The following is a 22,667-nucleotide window of genomic DNA, read 5'->3' as shown; positions in this document are numbered from 1 at the left end:
CCGGATCCGGCTCACCCGGATCTGGTTTCTCCGGCCATGGCGGTGTGACGGCCTACCGGAACAGCCAGTCGAGCAGACCGCCGCCACCGCCTCCACCTCCACCGCCGCCTCCACCACCGCCGCCTCCGCCACCCGAGTTGTCGTTCGTTCCGGTGTCCTGCGTCGGTGGTGCCGTCGTCGGCTGCCGGCTCGGTTCGGCGCTCTCGGTGGGGGTCTGGCCGGTCTGCGAGGGGGCGGGTTCCGAGGTGATCCGCGCTCGCGGGGTCGAGTTCTCCCGGGAGGCCTCCTCCTGCTCGCTCTCCTCGGCGGTCCGCGTCGGGCGGGTCTCCCTCGGCGGGGCGCTGCGGGTCGGCGACGGACGGGTGGAGGGCTCCTGGGCCCGGGGTGCCCGGGTGGGGGCGGTCGTCGGCTCCTCGGCCGTGGGCGCCTCCTCCGATGGTTCCGTCGTCTCCTCGGGCCCGGGGGCCGGTGTCTCGGAGGGCAGCTTCGGCATGTCGGCCACCGAGCACCGCGCGCCGGGTGAGCACTTGGTGTCGGGCTGCCCGTTCACGGAGGCGGAGAGCATCCAGCCGCCCGCGACTCCCGCGACCACGACGCCACCCACGACCGCGAGCAGGATTCTGCTCCTGCTCCTGCCTTTGCGGCGGCGATCCTCGTAGGGGTCGGGGTCCTCCCGCCAGCCCGATCCCAGGAAACCGCGCGTCGGCGTCTCCTCGTCCTCGTCGCGGTAGAGGGGGCCGTCGGAGGTGACGTCGGTGTCCCCTGTCTCGCGACGCTCGTCGAGATAGACCATCTCCCGGGAGCCGTCGGTCCGGATGATCTCCCGGGACCCGTCCACGTGGACGATCACCTGAGATCCGTCGCCCGGTACGGGGTCCGGAAGGTCGATCTCGTTCCATCCGTCCGACAGCACGTCGCCGGCGGGGCGTTCGGGTTCCCGCTGGGCCGGTCCGAGGGGACCGGTCTGCTCGCGAGGATCCTCTTCGTACGATCCCTGGATGTCGTCGCGCCCCACGATGACCCTCTCTGATGTGAACCTTGGTCGGGCATCTTAATAGCAGATTCGACACCAGCATGTCCGAAAAGTTCACACACGACTGGGAATAATGTGACTTATGAGACATCGCGGGGAATCATTGATGGACCGAGCCATCGCTTCCTGAGCGGCGGATATCCGGGTGAAAGACGTGCCTGAAAGCGGCAGGCGGGGTAGGAAGGGCGCCTGACGGTCCTCTCCGTTCGAAGGCGGAGGTCTCCAGGCTCAAGGAGAACTGATGACAGGGAACTCACCCGTGCACCAGCTGCCCGGTCCCTCCCCTTTCCCGCCCATCGCCGACTACGGGTTCCTGTCCGACTGCGAGACCACCGCGCTGGTCGCCCCGAGCGGGAACATCGAGTGGCTCTGCCTGCCACGGATGGACTCCCCCAGCGTCTTCGCCGCACTCCTCGACCGGGGCGCGGGAGGCTTCCGGCTCGGCCCCGCCGACCTGAGGGTGCCCGCCGCGCGCCGCTACCTGCCGGGCACCATGGTCCTGGAGACGAGCTGGGGCACCCCCACCGGCTGGATCATCGTGCGCGACGTGCTGCTCATGGGGCCCTGGCACCACGAGGAGGAGGAGCTCTCCCACACGCACAGGAGGGCGCCGACCGACTACGACGCCTCCCACGTGCTGCTCCGCACGGTGCGGTGCGTCAGCGGGGAGGCGCAGGTCACGCTCGACTGCGAGCCGATCTTCGACTACGGGCGCAAGTCCGCCGACTGGGCGTACACCGACAGGGGCTACCAGCAGGGCGTCGCGACCGCGGAGGGGGAGAGCCTGGAGCTGCGGCTCACCACCGACATGCGGCTGGGGTTCGAGGGCGGACGTGCGATGGCGCGCACCCTGCTCAAGGAGGGCGACACGCGCTTCTGCGCGCTGTCGTGGACCATGCACGAGCCGCCGTACACCTTCGAGGACGCCTACCACCGGCTCGTGTGGACCGCCCACCACTGGCAGCACTGGCTCGCCAGAGGCGCCTTCCCCGACCACCCCTGGCGGAGATACCTGGAGCGCAGCGCCCTCACCCTCAAGGGCCTCACCTTCGCCCCCACGGGTGCCCTCATCGCGGCGGCGACCACCTCCCTGCCCGAGACGCCGCGCGGCGACCGCAACTGGGACTACCGCTACACCTGGATCAGGGACTCGACCTTCGCCCTCTGGGGCCTGTACACGCTGGGCTTCGACTGGGAGGCCGACGACTTCTTCTGGTTCATCGCCGATATGGCGGAACGGGACGAGGAACTCCAGGTCATGTACGGCATCGACGGCGAACTGGAGCTGGAGGAGTACATTCTCGACCATCTGTCCGGCTACGAGGGCGCCAAGCCCGTCAGGGTCGGCAACGCCGCCTACCGGCACCGTCAGAACGACGTCTGGGGCGCGGTCCTCGACTCCTTCTACATCCACACCCGGTCGCGGGACCGCCTGGACGAGCGGATCTGGCCCATCCTGAAGCGGCAGGTCGAGTCGGCCATCAGGCACTGGCGGGAGCCCGACCGCGGCATATGGGAGGTACGCGGCGAGCCACAGCACTTCACCTCCTCGAAGGTCATGTGCTGGGTGGCGACCGACAGGGGCGCGAGGCTCGCCAGGCTCAGGGAGGAGCCGGAACTCGCCGAGCGCTGGCAGGCGGTCGCCGACGAGATCCACGCCGACGTGTGCGCCCACGGCGTCAGCGAGCGAGGGGTCTTCAGGCAGCACTACGACACCGACGCCCTCGACGCGTCGCTCCTGCTCATCCCGCTGGTGCGCTTCCTGCCGCCCGACGATCCCAGGGTCCGCGCCACCGTGCTGGCCATCGCCGACGAGCTGACCGCCGAAGAGCTGGTCCTGCGCTACGAGACGAAGAGCACGGACGACGGCATGAGCGGGGAGGAGGGCACCTTCGCGATCTGCTCGTTCTGGCTCGTCTCGGCGCTGACGGAGATCGGGGAGCTCACCCGGGCCCGCAGGCTGTGCGAGAGGGTCCTCTCCTTCGCCAGCGCCCTCGGTCTCTACGCCGAGGAGATCGACCCGGTGACCGGGCGCCACCTCGGCAACTTCCCCCAGGCGTTCACCCACCTGGCGCTCATCAACGCGGTGATCCACATCATCCGCGCGGAGAGCGAGCGGACGCCCCCGACCAGCTGGCCGTCATGATCCCGTACTCGCCCCTGGTGCCCCACCCGGGCGCTGACGTGCGGGACCATCCGGATGCCTGGCTAGGCTCTCAGGTATGAACCGTCGAGTGATTGCCATAGTGGTGGTCGTCGGCCTGCTCGCGACGAGCGGTCTGTCCGTGGTGCTGGCCTGGGGGTTGAGCGGCTGAGCGCCGCTTCGTCGTCGCGTACGCCCCCGACGCCCCTCCCAAGGGCGACCTTTCGAAGAAGGTGCTAGGCGCCCACCATCGAGATCTGGTTCGCGGGCTGCTGCTGAGGGTGGGCGGGCTGCCGGTGCGTGGCGGGCTGCTCCGCGGCGGGCTGAGGCTGGGACTGCTGCTGGGGCGCGGCCTGCTCGGTGGGGGCCTGCTCGGCGGGACAGGTGCAGTAGCCGTTGGCCAGGATCAGGCGTCCTCGCTGTGCGGTGTAGGTGCGGGAGTCGGTGGCGAGGAGAACGCCTGTGCATTTCTGGCAGACGACGGACTGGTGATCCATGGCCGGCTTCCTTCCTTGAGGGTAGCCGTCGAACGTCCTCGGTCCGGTCGGCTGGCTGCTCGTGCCCCGAGGGGAGGAGTTGAATCTCCCTAACGAGGTTTTCATCTTACTTCGTAGCGCGCAGTGATCTTTTGGTGACACCTGATAGCGGGTGTGAACCTTGGTGGTGCTGCTTCACAACGGTCTCATGTGAAGCGGTCCGGCGGGTGGGAATGTCCCTCTCTCACCCCCGCCGGCCCACGCTTCAGCGATCTTCGCGACGCCCGGATCCCCGACGTGGCCGGGGATCGCTACGTGCTCAGAACTTTTTTCTTTTTTTCCTGCACCACCGGCCGGAACAGCAGCGCGTTGGCGGCCACCGCGATGCAGACCGCGCCGAGCAGGAAACCCCAGCTCACGTCGCTCAGGTGGTGCATGCCGCGATACATGCGCGAGTAGGCGATGCCCAGGGGAATGCCCAGGCCGACCACCCACCACAGCACGTTCAGGATCTTGAAACGGTGGGTGTGGAGGGTCAGGACCAGGGCGACGCCGCAGTAGAAGGCGACCGCGGCGCTGGTGTGCCCGGAGGGGAAGCTGGAGGTGGGCGGGGCGGGGTCGAGGTGCTCGACGGCGGGTCGCTTGCGCTCGGCGAAGACGGTCGCGAGCAGGAAGATCGCCGACTGGGAGAACACCGCGAGCGCGAGGAAGATCGACTCGTTCCAGCGCTTGAAGGCGAGCCGGAAGCCGATGACCAGCAGCGCGGTGGCAGTGATGATCACCGGGGTGTCGGACAGGCCCGACAGCACGTCGGTGATCGAGCTCAGCTGGGCCGTGCGGCCCTCGGCCATCTGTGCGTTGACCCCCTGGTCGTTCGCGATGAGGGTCGTCGTCTGCAGGACCTTGGTGATGAGGAGGCCGACGCCGATCGTCAGCACGGCCATGATGGCCAGCGGCGCCAGGATGAGACGTGTCACGCCTTTGAAATCCACCGACATTTTCGACATGGCGCGCCAGCTACCCCGAATGGGTCTCCCGGAACGCCTCGGGTTCGACGCCTTCCACGTGTGGTTCGGCGGGTCTGCGGCCCTCTCCACGGCGCCAGGCCTCGAACCCCGCCGCCGCTCCCACCACGACCACCACGCCCAGTGCGACCCCCGCGATCACGTCGCTGGTCCAGTGGACGCCGAGCGCCATCCGGCTGTACGCGACGAACACCATGATGGCCGCGGCGACGACCCAGGCGATGATCCGCGAGGCCGTGCTCCGCAGGAAGGGCAGCAGGAGGAGCACGAGGATGCACGTACCCAGCGCCGCTCCCATCGCGTGCCCGGAGGGGAAGGAGGCTCCGGGCGCCGAGGCCACCGGATCCGGCAGGTCGGGCCGGGCACGGTCGACGATCTCCTTGACGGCGAGGTTCAGCAGGCCGCCGAAGGTGATCGTGGCGACCGCCCAGATCCCCAGGCGCGGCGCGCCCCGGCGCCAGAGCCAGACGGCGGCCAGCACCACCAGCACACGCCACGTCCAGGGGCCGAACACCTCGGTGGCCACGCTGAGGAAGGTGGTGTAGCCGGGGTTTGCCAGCGCCTGGGCGTGCAGGCTCAGGGCGATGCTCTCGTCGAGGCTCTTGAGCGGCGAGGAGGAGGTCTTCACGAGCACCAGCAGCACCACGAACGGCACCGTGAAGATCGCCACTGCCACGAGCGCCATCGTCAGGCGCACGCCCAGCCGCAGGTCAGAAGCGTGGTTACCGGGTTTCCTCTGCGGCGAGGGCTTGCCTTCGACAAATCTGACCATCGTTCATGGCTACCCGATTCCCCGCGAATATTCCCCGCGATTCCCCGCACGACATGTGAACGTCCGGGCCCGAGGGGTCCTCAGGCCGCGTGGCGGGGTTCGCGCCGGGTCGTCCAGCGCAGGACGTCGCAGTGCCGCCGCTCGGCCTCGGCGAGTGCCGCGTCGTCGGTGTGGGCGTCGAGTACGGCCCGCAGCCACGGCATCTGCTCGCTGACGTCGTCCCACGCCTGGGAGGGGTCGTCGAGGCCCAGCTCGATCAGCGCGTCCAGGTGCGCGGCGTAGGCCGTCCACCACTGGCGGCTCAGCTCGGCCAGGAACCCGCCCAGCCCGCCGAACTCCCGCTGGATCTCCTCCTCCCACCAGGCGGGGAGGGTGACGTCACCGGTGTCCGCGAGGTCGCGGAGCACGAGGTTCGCCAGGGTGCGCCGTCGTCGGGCGATGGCCGAACGTGACAGGATGTTCATAGGCCCAACCCTGCCGATCGTTGTTTGCCGAACGCTTAACGATGTATTGACGGTGATGTCCGGCCCCTGCATACGGCCAAAGGGGGAACCGCTTGGCCGGAGTCATCGGGCAGCACTAGGCTTTGTTTCGCAGATCATTCCGCCCTGTGTCCGCGGAGCTACCTCGACGTGGAGGAAGCTCGCCCATGACCCAGGTTCTTGAATTCACTCAGCTCGTCGACCGTACCCTGAGCGCCCTCGCCGACGTTCTCGGCTCCGACGGGGCCGCACTCATGCTGATAGACGACCACGACCGGTTGCGCGCGGTCGGAGGCTCCGACGAGCGGGGCCGGCAACTGGAGCTGATCCAGGAGCAGATCGGCGCCGGGCCCGCCATCGAGACCCTGAGCCGCGGCGAGGACGTCGTGGTCGACGACCTGCGGGCGGCCAGGCCCCTCGGCTTCCCCGGCGTCGCCGCGCGGGTCTCGGAGGTCAGGGCGGTGCTCTCCGTGCCATTGCGGGCGGAGAAAACGCTGATCGGCACCCTGAATTTCTACGACCGGACGAGCCACGAATGGCAACCCGCGAAAGTCCGTACGGGAGAACGTCTCGGAGAGCTCATGGTGATGGTCCTCCAGAGCATGGCTCATAGATCTTCTCGTTGAGGGAAGTCGTAGTGTGCACGTCAAGTAACCAGGTCGACGCTGAAAGGCGCTCCACATATGACTCACATTGATCCGGAAGCGCTGGTCGCGAGCCTGAGAAGGCTTCAGACGACCTCGTCCACCACAGGCATAGTTCAGCAGTTGGAGCGTGCCGTGGATGTGGTGAACTCGCTGTTCGGATATGCGGGTGCGGGTTTGATGTTTGCCGAAGAAGGTAAAGATCTTCGTTATTTGGTGGCCACCGATGAGCGGGGCCGCAGTCTTGAAGGCGCGCAGCTCCATCTTGGTCAGGGACCATGTGTTTCCGCGTATGAGCAGAATTGCGCGGTGACCTCAAGTGATGTGCGGGTCGACCCCCGTTGGCCGAAGCTCGCCGACCGGCTGCACCCCGAGGTGCGGGCGGTGGCCGGGGTGCCGGTGCGTCTTGGAGGCGAGCCCGTGGGCACGCTGAACGTCTACCAGGCGAAGTTGTACGAGTGGGACGAGTCTGATGTCCAGGCGCTTTACGGCTACGCGGATGTGATCGAGCAGCTTCTCACCGTCGCGATGGCCGCCGAGGAGAAGAGCGCCCTGGCCGACCAGCTCCAGTACGCCCTCGACTACCGCGTGGTCATCGAGCGGGCGATCGGCTATCTGATGGGAAAGCACGATCTGACCGCCACCCAGGCTTTCACCGGCCTGCGCAAGCAGGCCCGTGACTCCCGCCGCCGCGTCGCCGACCTGGCGGCCGAGGTGCTCGGTGAGGGGGCGGGCGAAATACGGTGATCCTGCTCACGTCGCCTGAGCCCTCGAAGAACAGCGTCGAGATCACCGTTCACGGTGATCTCGACGCCGTTGGAGGCGTCGAACTACGACGTGTCCTCGGCACGACCACCGCGAAGACGGTGGAGTGCGACCTGGCCCACGTGGGCTTCATCGACTGCGCGGGTGCCCGGACCCTGCTCCGGGCCGACGAGTACATGCGCGGCCTGGGCCGCGAGATGATCGTTCTCCGCCCCTCGGGTCCTGTGCTCCGCCTGTTGCGGTTGCTGGGATTCGACCGATACCTCCTGATCAGATACCCCGGGGACGCGGTCGGCGCGAGCGGCACCCCGCCGGGGCACTAACCTGAGCGGTGATGTATCGATTCGTCTTCTCGCAGGTCCTCAGCCGCCTCGACCCGGAGGACGCGCACCATCTGACGGTGCGCGCCCTGCGCGTCCTCTCGGTGACGCCCGTGGTCAGACGGCTGGTCCACCGCCGTCTCGCGCCACGCGACCCCGCGCTGCGCGTGCAGGCCTTCGGCGTGCACTTCCCCGGCCCGTTCGGGCTGGCGGCCGGCTTCGACAAGGACGCCGGCTGCGTGGAGGCCGTGTCCGCGCTCGGCTTCGGCCACGTCGAGGTCGGCACGATCACCGCCCACGCCCAGCCGGGCAACGCCAGGCCCCGCCTGTTCCGCCTCGTGAGAAACCGGGCGATCGTCAACCGGATGGGCTTCAACAACGCGGGCGCGTCCGCCGCGGCCAGGCTGCTGGCCAGGCCCAGGGGCGTCCCCGCGATCGTGGGCGTCAACATCGGCAAGACCAAGGTCGTTCCCGAGTCGGGTGCCGTCGCCGACTACGTGGCCAGTGCCAGGGAGCTCGCCCCCCTGGCCGACTACCTCGTCGTCAACGTCAGCTCGCCCAACACCCCCGGCCTGCGCGACCTGCAGGCCGTGGAGCTGCTGGGCCCGCTGCTGCGGGCGGTGAAGGAGGTGGCCGACGCCACGCCCAAGCGCACCCCGCTGCTGGTCAAGATCGCCCCCGACCTGGCGGACGCCGACGTGGACGCGGTCGCCGACCTCGCCCTGGAGCTCGGGCTCGACGGCATCATCGCCACCAACACCACGATCGGCAGGCAGACGCTGGCCGTCGCGGAGCCCTCGGGCCGTGACCACAGCCGCGAGAGCGGCGGCCTGTCGGGGCGTCCGCTGAAGGCCAGGTCGCTGGAGGTGCTGCGCAGGCTGCGCGCCAGGGTGGGCGACCGCCTGGTGCTCGTCTCCGTCGGCGGTGTCGAGGACGTGGACGACGTCTGGGAGCGCCTGCTCGCCGGGGCCACGCTCGTCCAGGGATACAGCGCGCTGATCTACGAGGGGCCCCTCTGGGCCTATCACGTCAACCGCGACCTCTCTCGCCGCCTGCGCCGTCACGGTGTGGTCGACCTCCGCCAGATCATCGGCCGCACCGCCGACCGGAGCCCCACGGCCTGACGCTATACCCTGGGTGGGTAACCTCACGGCTTTGGAGGCACGATGAGCACGATCACATACACCGTCACCGGCATGACCTGTGGTCACTGCGTGAGCTCGGTCAAGGAGGAGGTCGGCGAGGTCCCGGGTGTCACCGGTGTCGACGTCGACCTTGAGACCGGACGGGTCGACGTCTCCGGCGACGCCTTCGACGACACGGCCGTCCGCGCCGCCGTCAAGGAAGCGGGCTACGAGGTCTCCTGACCGGCCGGAATCCACGCCCCGCCCGTTGGGGCTCGCCAAGGGCAGGAAGCCCGTCACATGCTGGGACGGGTCGAGTCGGCCTCGTGGGTCAGCTCCTCCAGGTGTTTCATCGCCTCGTCCACCTTGACGACCCCCGGGCGGTGGCGTCGGCGGCCGGTCCCCCCACGCTGCCAGGGGTGCGGGCCGGTCAGCGGCCGATACTCGACACCGAGCGCGTCGAGGCGGGTCAGGTGCGCCTCCAGCCGGGTCTCGAACCCGGCCCCGGCCGAGCCCGACCAGGCGATCTCGGCCAGCGCGCACCCCCGGGGCCAGGCCCGGTAGTCCACCGCCCGTGCGTCGGGCAGCCGTTCGCTCCACAGCTGGAACTGTGCCCCGAGCACGTGTTCCCGCTCCTCGGCCGTCCACGACTCCGGCGCCGGAGCGTAGGCCGCGACGTCGGAGACGGTGATCGCGTCGCCGATCGCGAGGGGCTCCTCCTCACTGGAGGCCTCGGCGTAGTCGAAGTACAGGGGGAAGACGGGGGTCTGCACCACGTCGTGCCCGGCGGCGGCGGCGCGCCTCGCCACCCCGGGGCCGCGCCAGGGCATCACGATCGTGTCGGGCCTGAGCATGCCGCTCACGAACGCCTCGTCCCACACCACCGCCCTGCTGCCGTGTTCGGCCAGCTCGTCCGCGAGCCGGCGCAGGAACCAGGCGTGCAGGTCGCTCAGGCTCCCCAGCCCCAGCTCCGCCTGGAAGGCGACGATCTCGGGGGAGCCGGCCCAGTCGTCGAGCACGCACTCGTCCCCGCCGATGTGGACGTACGGGGTCTCGCCCAGCGCCCCGGTGATCTCCTCGATCACGCCGGTCAGGAAGTCGATCGTCTCCGGCAGGGGGGACAGGATCGCGGGGGAGATGCCCCAGCGATCCAGCACCGTGAAGGGCTCGGGGCTCCGGCCGCCGGTGGCGCGGGCGTCGAACCCGGGGTAGGCGGCGAGGATCGCCGAGGCGTGTCCCGGCACGTCGATCTCGGGCACGACCGTCACGGCTCGGGCCCGCGCGTAGGCGCCGATCTCCGCGAGGTCCTCCAGCGTGTAGTAGCCGCCGTGCGGTACGTCGTCGAAGGCGAGATCCTCCCGGTAGTGGCTGGTGACCGTACGCGGGCGGTGCGCGCCCACCTCGTGCAGCCGGGGATACCGACGGCTCTCGACCCGCCACCCCTGGTCGTCCACCAGGTGCAGGTGCAGGCGGTTCAGCTTGTGGACCGCCATGAGGTCGACCATCCTGAGCACCTCGCGCTTGGGCATGAAGTGCCGCGCCACGTCCAGGTGCACCCCGCGCCAGGAGAACCGGGGCGCGTCCCGCACCCGGCCGAGGGGGACGCTCCAGTCCGCCCCGCCGCCGGCCACCGTGCGAAACGCCGCCGAGGGCAGCAGCTGCCGCAGCGTCTGGCCCGCGTAGAAGGCGCCGGCGCGGTCTCCGGCCGCGATCCGCACGCCCTCGCCGGTCACCTCCAGGACGTACGCCTCGGCGCCGAGTGAGGCGTCCGGCTCCACCGTGATCGTTCCCGCCTCGCCCGGGCGCGGGTCGAGGACGGCGAGCGCGAGACGTACGGCGTCGACCGGCTCGGCGGGGCCGGAGACGACGACCCCGTGGGGCAGGCCGAGGGCACCGCCGGCAGGTGTGAAGGCGGAGGGGGACGGCAGGAGGTCAGTCATGCTGTAGATCATGCCAAATCGCCGGAATCGCCGGGGGGACCGGCTTTTCACGCCGGCGAGCCCGGACACGGGATCAAGAACCGCCCAAGTACCGCGCGGGAGAAGCGGGGAAGACTCTCCGCCCGGACATGCTGCTGCTCATGTTCCAACCTTCCAGGGTCTCCAGGCGTCCGGCCCGCACACCGTCGGCGATCCTGGTGACGATCATGCTGGTCGCCGGGTGCGCCGTCACCGTCGAGAACCCCTCGACCTCGTCCTCGCCCACTCCCACGGTGTCCTCCTCCGCGGTGAGGAGCGCCGAGGGGGACGACACCACCGTGGCGGAGAACGCGAGGGAGGGCGATCCCGGGTGGCGGGTGCGCCGACGCGGCGCCGAGCACGAGATCGAGGGCTTCGCCGACCGGGTGAGCGTGCTGCCCGGCGAGAGCTTCCGGCTGTACGTCTCGACCACCGCCGACCGCTACACCGCGAGGGCCTTCCGGATGGGCTGGTACGGCGGGGCCGGGGCGAGACAGGTCTGGCGGGCCGCCGGACTGCCCGGCGGGAGGCAGGCGCCACCCAGGACGATCGCCGCCACGGGAACGGTGACCGCCGCCCACTGGAAGCCCGGCCCCGAGGTGGACACCTCGGGATGGCCGGAGGGCTCCTACCTGATCAGGCTGGACGCCGCCACCGGGGGGCGGCGCTACGTCCCCCTCACCGTGAGGTCCGCCTCCGCCGGGGGACGCCTCGTCGTCGTGAACGCGGTCACCACCTGGCAGGCGTACAACGACTGGGGCGGCCGCAGCCTCTACCACGGCCCCGGCGGCTTCGCGGACAGGTCCCGGGCGGTCAGCTTCGACCGTCCGTACGACACATCGGGGGCGCGGCTCTTCCTGGACATGGAACGCGACGCCATCGAGCTCGCCGAGCGTCGCGGCCTTCCGCTCGCCTACGTCACGAGCCTGGACCTGGACCGCGACCCGCACGTCCTCGACGGGGCCAGGGGGCTGGTGTCGCTGGGCCACGACGAGTACTGGTCGCCGGGCATGCGCCGCACCGTCGAGGCCGCCCGCGACCGCGGCACCAACCTCGCCTTCCTCGGTGCCAACGCGGTCTACTGGCGGATCCGCCTCGCCGCGACGCGCCTGGGACCTCGCCGCCTGGTGGTCTGCCACAAGGACGCCGCCGAGGACGCCCGGACGGTCCTGTGGCGGGCCACCGCCAGGCCGGAGAGCTCGCTGACCGGCCCGATGTACGACTGCTTCCCCTCCGAGTCCGCCTACGTGGTCAGGCGCCCCGGCAACTGGATCTTCAAGGGGACCGGGGTGCGGCGCGGCACCGTCTTCCCCGGGATGGTCGGCGTCGAGACCGACAGGGTCGGCGCGGGCGTACCGCGCCCCATGGAGGTCCTGTCGGTCTCCCCGGTCGACTGCGGAGGTCGCGCCACGGTCGCGCACAGCGCCTACTACACCGTGCCGAGCGGCGCCGGGGTGTTCAGCTCGGGCACGATGCGCTGGGTGTGCGCGATGCGGGGTGCCCGCTGCGGCCACGGCGTCACGCGGGAGGCGGGGGCCTTCGTCCGCAGGGCGACGGGGAACATCCTGAAGGTCTTCGCGGCCGGCCCGGCCGCGCGCAGCCACCCGGCCCGGGACAACCTGAGGTCCCTGGGTCTGGAAGGACCCCGCTGAGGTGCCCCCTCCCCCCGAGCATGGGCTCGGAGGTGCCGCTGTAAGCCGCTGAGCGTGTCTCCGCGCCGCCGGAACTCCCTCCGGCGGCTGGGGGGCCCGGCGGTAACGCTGGAAGCCGCTGAGGGGCTTCTCCGTGCCCACGGGATACCGCCGGAGCCCGCCCGAGGTGCCTCGGGCTCGCCCTCGCCTACCGCTTGAGGTACTGCTGGAGCCCGTTCGCGAGAGAGAGCGCGATCTTCTGCCGGAACGCCGCCTGCTGGAACTTGGCCGCCTCGGTGGGGTTCTTCATGTTGCCCGACTCGATGAAGATCTTGGGAACCGTGGAGAGGTTCAGTCCGCCGAGGTCGTCGCGGTAGTCGAGGGCGTTCTTGCCGATGTAGGTGGAGTACGACAGCCCGGTGCCGCGCGCGAAGGCGTTGCGAACGTCCAGGCCGAGCTTCTTGGAGGCCCCGACCACCGGGTCGACCGGGCCGCCGATCTTCTCCGGCATGATCACGTGGAAGCCGTGGTTGGCGGTGCTCGACCCGTCGGCGTGGACCGAGATCGCCGCGTCCGCCTTTGCGTCGTTGCCGATCGCGGCTCGCTCGGTGATGCACGGCCCGACGCCGGAGTTGTCGGCACGGGTCAGCTTCACCGTCGCGCCGCGGCTCTTCAGGATCTTGGCCAGGCGCTGCGAGACGTCCCAGGTGAAGGCGGCCTCGCTGTAGCCGTTCGCGGTGGCGGTGCCCGTGGTGTCGCACGCCTTCCACTGGGTCAGAACGTTGACCTTCTTGTTGATCTCCGCGGGGTGGCGGTAGTTCTGCCCGTTGTGGCCGGGGTCGATGACCACGATCTTGCCGCTGAGCGGCCGGTCGCTCTGGACGCTCCGCCCCGCCGCGGGACTCGCGGTGGGATCGCTCGCCGTGCCGGTCGCCGGGCCGCTCAGGGTGTCGGCGGCCGGTGCCGCGGCCGTGTCGGCGGCGGCGGGAGGGACGGGTCCGCGCTCTCGCGCGAGGTCGGCGCCCGTGGCGGTGCCACCGCAGGCGGCGGCGCCGAGTCCGCACAGGACAAGGGTCGTCGCGAGTGCTTTGCCGGTCACGCTCATCGCCCCCAAGGAAGTCGTCAATCATCCAACTTACGTGGCTCGGACGTGTGACTCAGCCGATGTCGCGATATGCGCTCGCCCGTCACGAGGCGTGACGCACTCCCTCCTCAGCAGGGCTCTCCCGCCCCGCGACGCCCGTCACGCGATGTGACACGTTCCCGCCTCAGGCGGGCCTTCCCGTCACGGGACACGGCCCGCCATAGGACACGGCCCGCTACGGGACCCGGCCCGCCAGGAGACACGGCTTCGGGGAACCCTCCCCGTCACGGGACCCGGCCTCAGCCGGACTCTCCCGTCCCGGGACAGGCTCACCAGACGTGCTCGCCGACCTCCTGCTTCTGCAGGAGCGAGGCGAGCTCCCTGGCGTCCTCGGCGTCCAGCCCGAGGACCACACGCGGCCGTCCCCACGGATGGTCGATCGAATGAGCCACGTAACTGGCCACGGACTCGGCTCCGGCGTCGCCGCCGCGGCCCCGGGCGGCCCGCCAGTGGGCCCATGCCCGCTCAAGCTCGGCCGCGGCCCGCTGGGCGCATGACACAAGTTCCGGATCACGCATCGCTACCCCCTCGTCTCGGCCAGAGTCAACACCGGCGGCACGCGGGCGCCCTCGATGTTGACCCGGATTTGAGGAGGTCATGGAGCCTGCCTGGGCGGACTGTAACGCTCCAGGCAGGCTCTTCAGCGTTCGGTGGGGCCCGTGCTGTTCCGTACGACCAGCTGCGGCGTGACCTGACGCAGACGCGAGGCCTTGCCGGGGTCTCCGATCCGGTCGTTCAGCAGCGCGGCGGCGGAGCGTCCCATGGCGCGGCGGGGCTGGTCCACGGTGGTCAGCGAGATCGGCTGGGTGCCCGCCCGGTGGATGTTGTCGTACCCGACCACGGACAGGTCCTCGGGAACCCGCAGTCCCAGCTCGGTGGCCGCGGAGAGCACGCCCATCGCCACCCGGTCGTTGGCGGCGAAGATCGCTGTCGGCCGGGGGTCGCGCGTGAGCAGGCTGTGCGCCGCCCTGGCGCCCCCCTCCTCGCTGGACTCGCCCTCCTCGACCATGATGTACGGCGCCAGGGAGTGCCTGCGCATCGCGACCAGGTAACCCTCGCACCGGAAGCGCCCCGAGGAGATGCCCGCGGCCTCGATGTGGGCGATCCTGCGGTGACCGAGCTCCACGAGGTGGTCGACGGCGAGGCGGGCACCGAGCTGGTCGTCGTCGACGACGATGTCCACGCCGCCGAGGTCGATGTCGCGCTCGCCCACCACCACGGTCGGCGTGTAGCCGGTGGCCTCGATGAGCGTCCCGCTGGTGGGCGCGATGCCGAGCAGGACGAGCCCGTCGACGCGAAGTTCGAGGAACGCCTCGACCGCCTCGTCCTCGAAGGCGGGGTCCCACTGGCTGTTGCCGATGAGGAGTCTCAGCCCGTCGCCGTGCAGGCTCTCCTGCAGGCCGTCCAGGAACTCCGCGTAGAACGGGTTGTGCAGGTCGGCGACGAGTGCCCCGACCAGGTGGGTACGGCCCTCGACCAGGCTGCGCGCGACGGCGTTGGGCCGGTAGCCGAGGTCTCTGGCCGCCTGGAGCACGGCCTGCCTGCGATGTTCGCTGACGTGGGGCGATCCGCGCAGGACGAGCGAGACCAGTGATTTGGAGACACCGGCTCGTTCTGCCACGTTGCGGATCGTGGGTCTCGGGCGTGGCCCGCCCCCGTCGGATAAGACGGGCTCGGCGAACCCGCGGGCTCGTGTGACGGTGGTGTTGACTGACGGTCCTGACATGGCTCTCCCCCGCGATGGTGGATGGGCACCTGTCACTCAAAACGATCGAGTTCCGAATGGGGTACGGGTTGGAGGGAAGGGAACTCCGATCTTGACCAAGCGACCGGGCGGAACGGCTCCGATAGTCTTCACGATGTGAGGTCGACATCCGGAGCCGCCGAACGGGCGAAAACCGTGCCGGGGGACACGCGACCGGCGCGGCGCAGGCTCAGTGTCGACCGGCGTCGCGAGGAGCTCATGGCGGCGGCGCTGGAGCTGTTCAGCAGGCATGACGCCGAGCACGTGTCGATCGACGACGTGGCCTCCGCGGCCGGCGCGTCACGGGCCCTGGTCTACCACTACTTCGGTGGCAAGCAGGAGCTCTACGTCGCCGCGCTGAAAAGCGCCGCGGCCCAATTGGAGGCGAGGCTCAGGCCTCAGGGGGCGGGCACCCCGCTGGACGAGCTCGCCGGAGGGCTCACCCGATACTTCGACTTCGTCGAGGAGCACGCGACGGGCTTCGCCGCGCTGCTCAAGGGCGGTCCCGCCAACCGCAGCGGCGAGATCGGGGAGGTCGTCGACTCGGTCAGGCACCGGCTGCTCAGGCTGATCATGAAGCAGATGCGGATCGAGGAGCCGGGTCCCGTGCTCCGGGTCGCGCTGCGCTCGTGGATCGCCTCCGTCGAGACCGCGGGCCTCGACTGGCTGGAGCGCCGCGGCATCGAGCGGCCGACGCTGGAGCGGATGCTGATCGGCCAGTTGGTGGCGCTGCTCGGCGTGGCGGCCGAGCACGATTCGCGCGTCGGCGAGTTGCTGGACGACCTGTTCAGAGAACAGGCGAGTCGTCCCGTGGACCTGGAGAGGTCCGGGACGGACGGCTGAGGAAGCCCCTGGGGCACCGCTGAGCCGTTCAGGAGCACGTGCCCGGCCGTGCGGAGCACGTGCTGGGGCGGCGCCGGGCGGGCGACGCCGCTCCCCACAAACCCGTGTGGCCTACACGCTCAAAGGGTGAGCGCGCACCAATCCCCCTAGGTCAGTGACGGCCCCCGTCTTACTCTGAGCGCTGCTGCGGAATCCCCGCGAGCAGCGCGCGAACCTCGGTCTCCCGGTATCGGCGGTGTCCACCCAGGGTGCGGATGGACGTCAACTTGCCCGCCTTCGCCCACCGGGTCACGGTCTTGGGATCGACGCGGAACATGGTTGCGACCTCCGCCGGGGTGAGCAGCGGCTCTGCCTCGGGTGTACGAGCTGACATTTGTGCGGCCTCTCCTCCATGTGGACCGGCGACAGCGATCCTGCGACTTGACGCTTGTCACGGATGTCCGCCTATGGCCCTTGCGTGCGGCTGTTTGGGCCATATGCGGCATCACCCGATGTGACCATACAGCCACGTAGAGCGATTGGCGAGTCTTTGAGCGACTCATCTCTCTTGTGCACGTGTTGTTGTCACGCTCGGTGATTCTAGCGACACGTTTCGTGGTATCGCAGTGAAAACGGCAAACTACTCAGTTCGTAGGTGCATCCCCGGTCATCGACGGACCTACTTACGCAGGTCGAAGGGATGATTTGCGACTCAGTTTGCTGATTCGAGAAGTTGTATTGATCGCCAGCGGAGGATGACGCGCTGGTACATGGCGAACGCCAGTTCTTCCTCGCCTTTTTCCAGACCTGTCAGCGCCGCCGTGAGTTCCGCCACGGACTCGTCGGCCTGGAGTGTCTCGTCGTCCATGAGGTTGACGATGCCGCCGTAGTCCAGCTCGACCAGGGAGTGCGGGTGGAACTCCTCCAGCCAGCGTGCCACGTCCTCGACCTCGGCCGTGACCGAGGCGTCGCCCACCTGCCTCTTGATGATCTGCAGGGCGCGGGCGCTGCGGCGCCTCGCGTGGGCCATGGAGGTGACGTAGATCAGGTTGCGCGTGGTGGTCGTGCCGCCCTGCCCCTCGCCGCCGTCGATCACCAGCCAGCGCTCGTTGCCGTCGAAGGGGACGAACCACGAGGTCGGAACGTGCCAGGTGGAGCCGCGGATGTGCGTGCGCAGCGCGGCGGAGTCGGTGCCGCGCTTGAACCGGTCGAAGTCGTCGGCCGTCCGCTCCGCGACGGCCGGCGGGAAGAAGCGCTCCATCAGCTTGGGCGGGGTCGCCCCGCGAAAGCGTGAGAAGGCGAGCCACGACCTCAGCCTGCTCTGCCAGGGGCAGACGTACAGGACCTCCTCCACGCGCCTCAGATAGGCGTTGGGGCTCTCCTGGGCGGGTGCGGGGGTAGGCGGTACCCCGAGGAGGCGCCGCACCGCCTCGCCGTGTTCGGCGTGCAGGGCGCTCGCTCGGCGCGGTCGGTCGGTCGTCTCGGAGTAGGCGGACCACGAGACGCGCTCCGCCGGGGCGAACGCGACCAGCGGTTCGTAGACGCGGAGGTACGCGGCATAGGGCAGCACGACCGCATCGTGTCACGAAGGACCGACCGTTGTCCGTAGCGAGCCCGCTTCCGCGGGGGTCGTCTCGGTCACTGAGATGGGACGTTCGTGCACGTCGTCCCGGTTGGGGACTTGTGGTTACGCTGAGGGTGATCTCCGCCGCAACGGTGCGGCGGTAACGAACGACTGGGAGTCACCACAGTGACCGACGTCTTCGGGCTGTCCCACAAGGACGCGGGCCCGGTAACCGGCCAGGCGAGGCACGAACAGGTCGTTTTCTGCTCCGACGAGCGAAGCGGTCTCCACGCGATCATCGCCATCCACAACACCGCCCTGGGCCCCGGTCTGGGCGGCACCAGGTTCTACCCCTACGAGAGCGAGCAGGCCGCGCTGGCGGACGTGCTCAACCTCTCGCGGGCGATGGCCTACAAGAACGCCCTGGCGGGACTCGACCTCGGTGGCGGCAAGGCCGTCATCATCGGTGACCCGGCGAAGGACAAGAGCGAGGCGCTGCTGCGCGCCTACGGCAGGTTCGTCCAGTCGCTCGGGGGCCGCTACTACACGGCGTGCGACGTCGGCACCTACAGCGAGGACATGGACGTCGTGGCCCGCGAGTGCTCGTACGTGACCGGCCGCACCCCGGCCAACGGCGGGGCCGGCGACTCGTCGATCCTGACCGCGCTCGGCGTGTTCCAGGGCATGCGCGCCGCCGCCGAGCACGCGTACGGGACGCCCTCGCTGCGTGGCAGGCGTGTCGGCGTGGAGGGCGTGGGCAAGGTCGGCCACCGCCTGGTCGGCCACCTGATCGAGGACGGCGCGGAGGTCGTGGTCTGCGACGTGAGCGAACAGGCGGTGGAGCGGCTGCGGCGGATCCACCCGCAGGTCGAGGTCGTCGCCGACCGGTCGGAGATCACCTCCGCCGACATCGACGTCTACGCGCCGTGCGCCCTCGGCGGGGCACTGGACGACGAGACGGTGGCCCGCCTGCGCGCCACGATCGTCTGCGGCGGGGCCAACAACCAGCTCGCCCACCCCGGCGTGGAGAAGCGGCTCGCCGACCGCGGGATCCTCTACGCGCCCGACTACGTGGTCAACTCCGGCGGTGTGATCCAGGTCGCGGACGAGATCAGGGGGTTCAACATGGAGCGGGCGCGGGCAAAGGCCACCCAGATCTACGACACGACTCTCAAGATCTTCTCCAGTGCGGCGGAGGAAGGCGTTCCCCCAGCTGTCGCAGCCGATAGGCTGGCTGAGCGCAGAATGTCGGAAGTCGGGCGAATTAGGGGCATTTGGCTGGGCCGCTAGCCCCACACGCCCATACGACGTACCGAGCCGGGCGTAAAACGGGTACGGTTGTAGGCGAACGAGAGCTGACGCCTAAGTCAGGTGGCGTCAGTGCGTGGTGCGTTAGCGACGAGGGGTCGGGCACGACCCCACACGAGGGGGTCGAGCCAATGGGGCGCGGCCGAGCAAAGGCCAAGCAGGTCAAGGTTGCTCGCCAGCTGAAGTACAACAGCGGTGGCACTGATCTTGAGCGTCTGCGCGACGAGCTCGGAGTCAGAGACGACTCCAACCACAATGACGACTCCAACGACGCCTACGACGAGCTGGCGGATCGGTACGCCGATTACGCCGATGACTTCGGCTCCGGAGATGACCGCGACGACGGGAAATCCGGCCGCCGCTAGGCGGATTTCAGGTTGATGTGAGCAGGGCACCCGGTGGTGGACACAAGCCGCCGGGTGTTCTTCTCGCTGCGGGTCGACCATATGCGGCGCTCCGGTGGGTCCGGAGCGCCTTTCGCCGTACCCGCCTCCCATCCGGTTCCTCCTCCCCTTCGCGAGGGGAGGAGGACAGCACGGGGGTTTCCCGGAGAAAAGCGCCGATCAGCGGAAACGCGCCTCGCCCGAGCCCTCGACGATCTCACCGAGCACCCAGGCGGGGAGGTTCCGCTCGCCGAGCAGCGCGAGGGCGGGCCCCACGGCCTCGGCGGGGACGACCGCGGCCATGCCCACGCCCAGGTTGAACGTCCGGTCCATGTCGGCCTGGGCCACCCCGCCGTGCCCCGCGAGCACCTCGAAGACGGCCGGCGGGGTCCACGACGAGCGGTCGAGCAGCGCGTCCAGCCCCGGAGGCAGCGAGCGGGACAGGTTGCCCGCGAGGCCGCCGCCCGTGATGTGGGCGTACGCGTGGACGTCGACCGCGCGGGCGAGCTCCAGGCAGTCGAGGGAGTAAATCCTGGTCGGCTCCAGAAGCTCCTCGCCCAGCGTCCGCCCCAGCTCGGGCAGCTCGGCCTCCAGCGAGAGCCCCGCCCGGTCGATGATGTGCCTGACCAGCGAGTATCCGTTGGAGTGCACGCCCGAGGACGCCAGCGCGAGGACCACGTCGCCCGCGCGGACCCTGTCGCGGCCGAGCATCCTGTCGGCCTCCACCACCCCGGTGGCGGCGCCCGCGAGGTCGTACTCGCCGGCCTCCATGGCACCGGGGTGCTCGGCGGTCTCCCCGCCGACGAGGGCGCAGCCCGCGAGGCGGCAGCCCTCGGCGACGCCGCCCACGATCTCGGCGATCCGCTCGGGGACCACCTTGCCGCAGGCGATGTAGTCGGTCATGAACAGCGGCTCGGCACCGCAGACCACCAGGTCGTCGACGACCATGCCGACCAGGTCGATCCCGATCGTGTCGTGCTTGTCCAGCCGCTGGGCCAGCATGACCTTGGTGCCGACACCGTCGGTCGACGTGGTGAGCAGCGGTCGTCTGTACGAGAGCAGGGCCGAGGCGTCGAAGAGGCCGGCGAAGCCGCTGGCGTCGTCCACGACCTCCGGTCTGCGCGCCCGCGCGACCTTCGACTTCATCAGCTCGACGGCGCGCTCGCCCGCGTCGATGTCCACTCCGGCGGCCGCGTAGCTGGTCATGAACCCTCTCCTCGCGTGCCGAGCCCGCTCAACGCTTGGCCTCTAGCACGTACTTGCCCACGTTGTCCTGGTCGATCGGGATCGGATACTTACCGTCGAAGCAGGCGCGGCAGAGCCGGTCCTCGGGGATCGTGGTGGCCGCGGTCAGGCCCTCCAGCGAGATGTATCCGAGTGAGTCGGCGCCGAGCGAGGCGCGGATCTCCTCCACGCTGAGCGAACCGGCGATCAGCTCGGCCCGGGTGGCGAAGTCGATGCCGTAGAAGCAGGGCCAGCTGACCGGCGGGGAGGAGATCCGGACGTGCACCTCGGTGGCACCCGCCTCGCGCAGCATCTTCACGATCGCCCGCTGCGTGTTGCCCCGCACGATCGAGTCGTCCACGACCACCAGGCGCTTGCCCGCGACGACCTCCTTCAGCGGGTTGAGCTTCAGCCGGATGCCCAGCTGCCGGATCGTCTGGGACGGCTGGATGAAGGTGCGGCCCACGTAGGAATTCTTGACCAGACCTTGACCGTAGGGGATCCCGCTCTCCTCGGCGTAGCCGACGGCGGCGGGGGTGCCCGACTCGGGCGTCGGGATGACCAGGTCGGCCTCGATCGGGTGCTCGCGGGCCAGCACGCGGCCGACCTCGACGCGCGTGGTCTGCACGCCGCGCCCGGCGATCGTGGTGTCGGGGCGGGCGAGGTAGACGTACTCGAACAGGCAGCCCTTGGGCTCGGCGAGTGCGAACCTGCGCGAGCGCACACCGCGCTCGTCGATGGTGATCAGCTCGCCCGGCTCGATCTCGCGGACGAACGTGGCGCCCACGATGTCCAGCGCCGCGGTCTCCGAGGCCACCACCCAGCCGCGCTCCAGGCGTCCCAGGACCAGCGGGCGGACGCCCTGCGGGTCACGGGCCGCGTAAAGAGTCTTCTCGTCCATGAAGACGAGCGAGTAGGCGCCCCTGACCTGCGGAAGAAGTTCGGCGGCCGCGTCGTCGATCGACCGGTCGCGGTCCTGGGCCAGGAGTGCGGCCAGCACCTCGGTGTCGGTCGTCGCCCGGGTGGAGCCGGGGGAGAGCCGCCTGGACAGCTCCGGGGTGTTGATCAGGTTGCCGTTGTGGGCGAGCGCGAGCCCGCCCGACTCGGTCGAGCTCAGCGTCGGCTGCGCGTTCTCCCAGACGCTCGATCCGGTGGTCGAGTAACGGCAGTGGCCGATCGCCAGATGGCCGCGGAGGGTCCCGAGCACGGACTCGTCGAAGACCTGGGCCACCAGGCCCATGTCCTTGTAGACGAGGATCCTGCTGCCCTCGCTGACCGCGATGCCCGCGGACTCCTGGCCGCGGTGCTGCAACGCGTACAGCCCGTAGTAGGTGAGTTTGGAGACTTCCTCCCCGGGGGCCCACACTCCGAAGACGCCACATGCGTCCTTCGGAGGCCGGTCGCGGGAGTCGAGGTCATGGCTCAGATGGCCGTCGCCCTTCAGCACATGCTTCATTCTAGGTCGGCTTCTTCCCTGCTCGCACCCAGGGTCCGTTCCGTGGCATGTCGCACCCTGACCGAACGATCATCGGTGTTTTGCCGTGTCAGCCTGTTTCGTCGCCGGTCGACAGGGGAGTGTGAGATATCCGGCTTGCCCGAGCGTCGGGAGACGAGACGTGACAACACCTGTGGACCCTGTGGACCCGAACCAGCCCGGCCCGCGACGAGTGCCGCGGGACAGCGGCTCCGACCAGGAAGGGTCCGGCGCGGAGGAAACGCGGGACACCTCCGAGGAGGCGGCCGTCCCCGGCGAGCCCGAGCACGCGCCCGCCGCCCCGGAACCGGGCGCGTGGCCCGTCCCTCCCTCGAACGAACCGCCCACGTGGCGGGAGCCCGCCGCCCCGGCGAGCGGGTCCACCGGGTGGACCGAGCCTTCCGGTTCCGCCGAGCCTCCCGACAGGACTGCGTCGACCGGGTGGACGGAGATTCCCGGCAGGGCCGAGCCGCAGGGCGGGGTGCCCGGCGAGGGGGCCGTGTGGGGTTGGGGGGGGGGGGGGGCCCCCCCCCCCCCCCCCCCCCCGGGGGGCCCGCCCGGGGGGGGGGGGGGGCCCCCGGAAACCCCCGGCACGCGCCCCAAAGGCGCCCGGGGAAGCGGCCCCCACCCC

23 protein-coding genes are annotated in these 22,667 nt (G+C 70.0%); 10 read left to right on the top strand and 13 right to left on the bottom strand.

The genetic code is table 11. The annotated features are described in order from the left end of the window. Positions 1-52 precede the first annotated feature (52 nt). The gene (locus AB0B96_RS37630; protein WP_362906672.1) at positions 53-1,015 is read right to left on the bottom strand and encodes a hypothetical protein; all 963 of its coding nucleotides are present in this window, start codon (positions 1,013-1,015) and stop codon (positions 53-55) included. Between the two features lie 259 nt (positions 1,016-1,274). Between AB0B96_RS37630 and AB0B96_RS37625 the strand changes: the two genes are divergently transcribed. Next, positions 1,275-3,179: a glycoside hydrolase family 15 protein gene (locus AB0B96_RS37625; protein ID WP_362906670.1), complete on the top strand. Its 1,905-nt coding sequence runs from the start codon at positions 1,275-1,277 to the stop codon at positions 3,177-3,179. A gap of 233 nt (positions 3,180-3,412) precedes the next feature. Here the strand turns inward: AB0B96_RS37625 and AB0B96_RS37620 are convergent, their stop codons facing one another. From AB0B96_RS37620 to AB0B96_RS37605, 4 genes are all read right to left on the bottom strand, one after another. Further along, positions 3,413-3,673, bottom strand: coding sequence for a hypothetical protein (locus AB0B96_RS37620; protein WP_362906668.1), 261 nt, complete (start codon positions 3,671-3,673; stop codon positions 3,413-3,415). A gap of 290 nt (positions 3,674-3,963) precedes the next feature. Further along, positions 3,964-4,629, bottom strand: coding sequence for a phosphatase PAP2 family protein (locus tag AB0B96_RS37615; protein WP_362906666.1), 666 nt, complete (start codon positions 4,627-4,629; stop codon positions 3,964-3,966). 40 nt (positions 4,630-4,669) lie between these two features. Continuing rightward, positions 4,670-5,449: a phosphatase PAP2 family protein gene (locus AB0B96_RS37610; protein WP_350941266.1), complete on the bottom strand. Its 780-nt coding sequence runs from the start codon at positions 5,447-5,449 to the stop codon at positions 4,670-4,672. An 80-nt stretch (positions 5,450-5,529) separates the two neighbouring features. Next, positions 5,530-5,913 (bottom strand): hypothetical protein, encoded by a 384-nt coding sequence (locus AB0B96_RS37605; protein ID WP_350941265.1) that lies wholly within the window; start codon positions 5,911-5,913, stop codon positions 5,530-5,532. A 185-nt stretch (positions 5,914-6,098) separates the two neighbouring features. Between AB0B96_RS37605 and AB0B96_RS37600 the strand changes: the two genes are divergently transcribed. The 5 genes from AB0B96_RS37600 to AB0B96_RS37580 are packed head-to-tail and all read left to right on the top strand — an operon-like array spanning position 6,099 to position 9,027. After that, positions 6,099-6,557, top strand: a complete 459-nt coding sequence (locus tag AB0B96_RS37600) for a GAF domain-containing protein (RefSeq protein ID WP_362906663.1) — start codon at positions 6,099-6,101, stop codon at positions 6,555-6,557. A gap of 57 nt (positions 6,558-6,614) precedes the next feature. Beyond that, complete coding sequence (locus AB0B96_RS37595) at positions 6,615-7,322, top strand: GAF and ANTAR domain-containing protein (RefSeq protein WP_350941261.1); 708 nt, start codon at positions 6,615-6,617, stop codon at positions 7,320-7,322. Continuing rightward, positions 7,319-7,663, top strand: coding sequence for an STAS domain-containing protein (locus tag AB0B96_RS37590; RefSeq protein ID WP_362906660.1), 345 nt, complete (start codon positions 7,319-7,321; stop codon positions 7,661-7,663). The genes AB0B96_RS37595 and AB0B96_RS37590 overlap by 4 nt, the downstream gene beginning before the upstream one ends. 11 nt (positions 7,664-7,674) lie before the next feature. Beyond that, complete coding sequence (locus AB0B96_RS37585) at positions 7,675-8,784, top strand: quinone-dependent dihydroorotate dehydrogenase (protein WP_362906658.1); 1,110 nt, start codon at positions 7,675-7,677, stop codon at positions 8,782-8,784. Positions 8,785-8,826: 42 nt separating this feature from the next. After that, a complete protein-coding gene (locus AB0B96_RS37580) occupies positions 8,827-9,027 on the top strand; it encodes a heavy-metal-associated domain-containing protein (RefSeq protein WP_350941256.1) in 201 nt (66 codons plus the stop codon). 53 nt (positions 9,028-9,080) lie between these two features. On the opposite strand, the gene AB0B96_RS37575 is transcribed toward AB0B96_RS37580, so the two are convergent. After that, positions 9,081-10,724: a beta-N-acetylhexosaminidase gene (locus AB0B96_RS37575; RefSeq protein ID WP_362906656.1), complete on the bottom strand. Its 1,644-nt coding sequence runs from the start codon at positions 10,722-10,724 to the stop codon at positions 9,081-9,083. Between the two features lie 128 nt (positions 10,725-10,852). Here AB0B96_RS37575 and AB0B96_RS37570 point away from each other — a divergent pair, with 128 nt between their 5' ends. After that, positions 10,853-12,394 carry a N,N-dimethylformamidase beta subunit family domain-containing protein gene (locus AB0B96_RS37570; protein WP_362906654.1) on the top strand — a complete coding sequence of 514 codons (1,542 nt, stop codon included), beginning with the start codon at positions 10,853-10,855 and terminating at the stop codon, positions 12,392-12,394. Between the two features lie 187 nt (positions 12,395-12,581). Here the strand turns inward: AB0B96_RS37570 and AB0B96_RS37565 are convergent, their stop codons facing one another. From AB0B96_RS37565 to AB0B96_RS37555, 3 genes are all read right to left on the bottom strand, one after another. After that, positions 12,582-13,499, bottom strand: coding sequence for an N-acetylmuramoyl-L-alanine amidase (locus AB0B96_RS37565; protein ID WP_362906652.1), 918 nt, complete (start codon positions 13,497-13,499; stop codon positions 12,582-12,584). 287 nt (positions 13,500-13,786) lie between these two features. After that, complete coding sequence (locus AB0B96_RS37560; protein ID WP_344978307.1) at positions 13,787-14,035, bottom strand: hypothetical protein; 249 nt, start codon at positions 14,033-14,035, stop codon at positions 13,787-13,789. A 122-nt stretch (positions 14,036-14,157) separates the two neighbouring features. Further along, positions 14,158-15,138 (bottom strand): LacI family DNA-binding transcriptional regulator, encoded by a 981-nt coding sequence (locus AB0B96_RS37555; protein WP_350941250.1) that lies wholly within the window; start codon positions 15,136-15,138, stop codon positions 14,158-14,160. Positions 15,139-15,378: 240 nt separating this feature from the next. Here AB0B96_RS37555 and AB0B96_RS37550 point away from each other — a divergent pair, with 240 nt between their 5' ends. Next, entirely contained in the window at positions 15,379-16,104 is a 726-nt protein-coding gene (locus AB0B96_RS37550) for a TetR/AcrR family transcriptional regulator (protein ID WP_362906650.1), read from the top strand. Positions 16,105-16,273: 169 nt separating this feature from the next. Here the strand turns inward: AB0B96_RS37550 and bldC are convergent, their stop codons facing one another. Both bldC and AB0B96_RS37540 read right to left on the bottom strand, forming a co-directional pair. Next, positions 16,274-16,477, bottom strand: a complete 204-nt coding sequence (bldC, locus tag AB0B96_RS37545; protein ID WP_013133571.1) for a developmental transcriptional regulator BldC — start codon at positions 16,475-16,477, stop codon at positions 16,274-16,276. A 318-nt stretch (positions 16,478-16,795) separates the two neighbouring features. After that, the gene (locus AB0B96_RS37540; RefSeq protein WP_362906648.1) at positions 16,796-17,653 is read right to left on the bottom strand and encodes a hypothetical protein; all 858 of its coding nucleotides are present in this window, start codon (positions 17,651-17,653) and stop codon (positions 16,796-16,798) included. A gap of 180 nt (positions 17,654-17,833) precedes the next feature. Between AB0B96_RS37540 and AB0B96_RS37535 the strand changes: the two genes are divergently transcribed. Beyond that, positions 17,834-18,937 (top strand): Glu/Leu/Phe/Val dehydrogenase dimerization domain-containing protein, encoded by a 1,104-nt coding sequence (locus AB0B96_RS37535; RefSeq protein ID WP_362906646.1) that lies wholly within the window; start codon positions 17,834-17,836, stop codon positions 18,935-18,937. Positions 18,938-19,086: 149 nt separating this feature from the next. After that, on the top strand, positions 19,087-19,320 hold the full coding sequence (locus AB0B96_RS37530) for a DUF3073 domain-containing protein (RefSeq protein WP_350941243.1): 234 nt from the start codon (positions 19,087-19,089) through the stop codon (positions 19,318-19,320). A 198-nt stretch (positions 19,321-19,518) separates the two neighbouring features. On the opposite strand, the gene purM is transcribed toward AB0B96_RS37530, so the two are convergent. Beyond that, complete coding sequence (gene purM / locus AB0B96_RS37525; RefSeq protein WP_362906643.1) at positions 19,519-20,544, bottom strand: phosphoribosylformylglycinamidine cyclo-ligase; 1,026 nt, start codon at positions 20,542-20,544, stop codon at positions 19,519-19,521. Between the two features lie 28 nt (positions 20,545-20,572). Then, positions 20,573-22,018, bottom strand: coding sequence for an amidophosphoribosyltransferase (purF, locus tag AB0B96_RS37520; RefSeq protein WP_362906641.1), 1,446 nt, complete (start codon positions 22,016-22,018; stop codon positions 20,573-20,575). Between the last annotated feature and the right edge of the window lie 649 nt (positions 22,019-22,667).

Origin of the sequence: Streptosporangium sp. NPDC049046, assembly GCF_040649155.1 — a bacterium.
Taxonomy (GTDB): Bacteria; Actinomycetota; Actinomycetes; order Streptosporangiales; family Streptosporangiaceae; genus Streptosporangium.
Note: the sequence above shows the minus strand (reverse complement) of the source record. Positions and strands in the feature narration are given on the sequence as shown.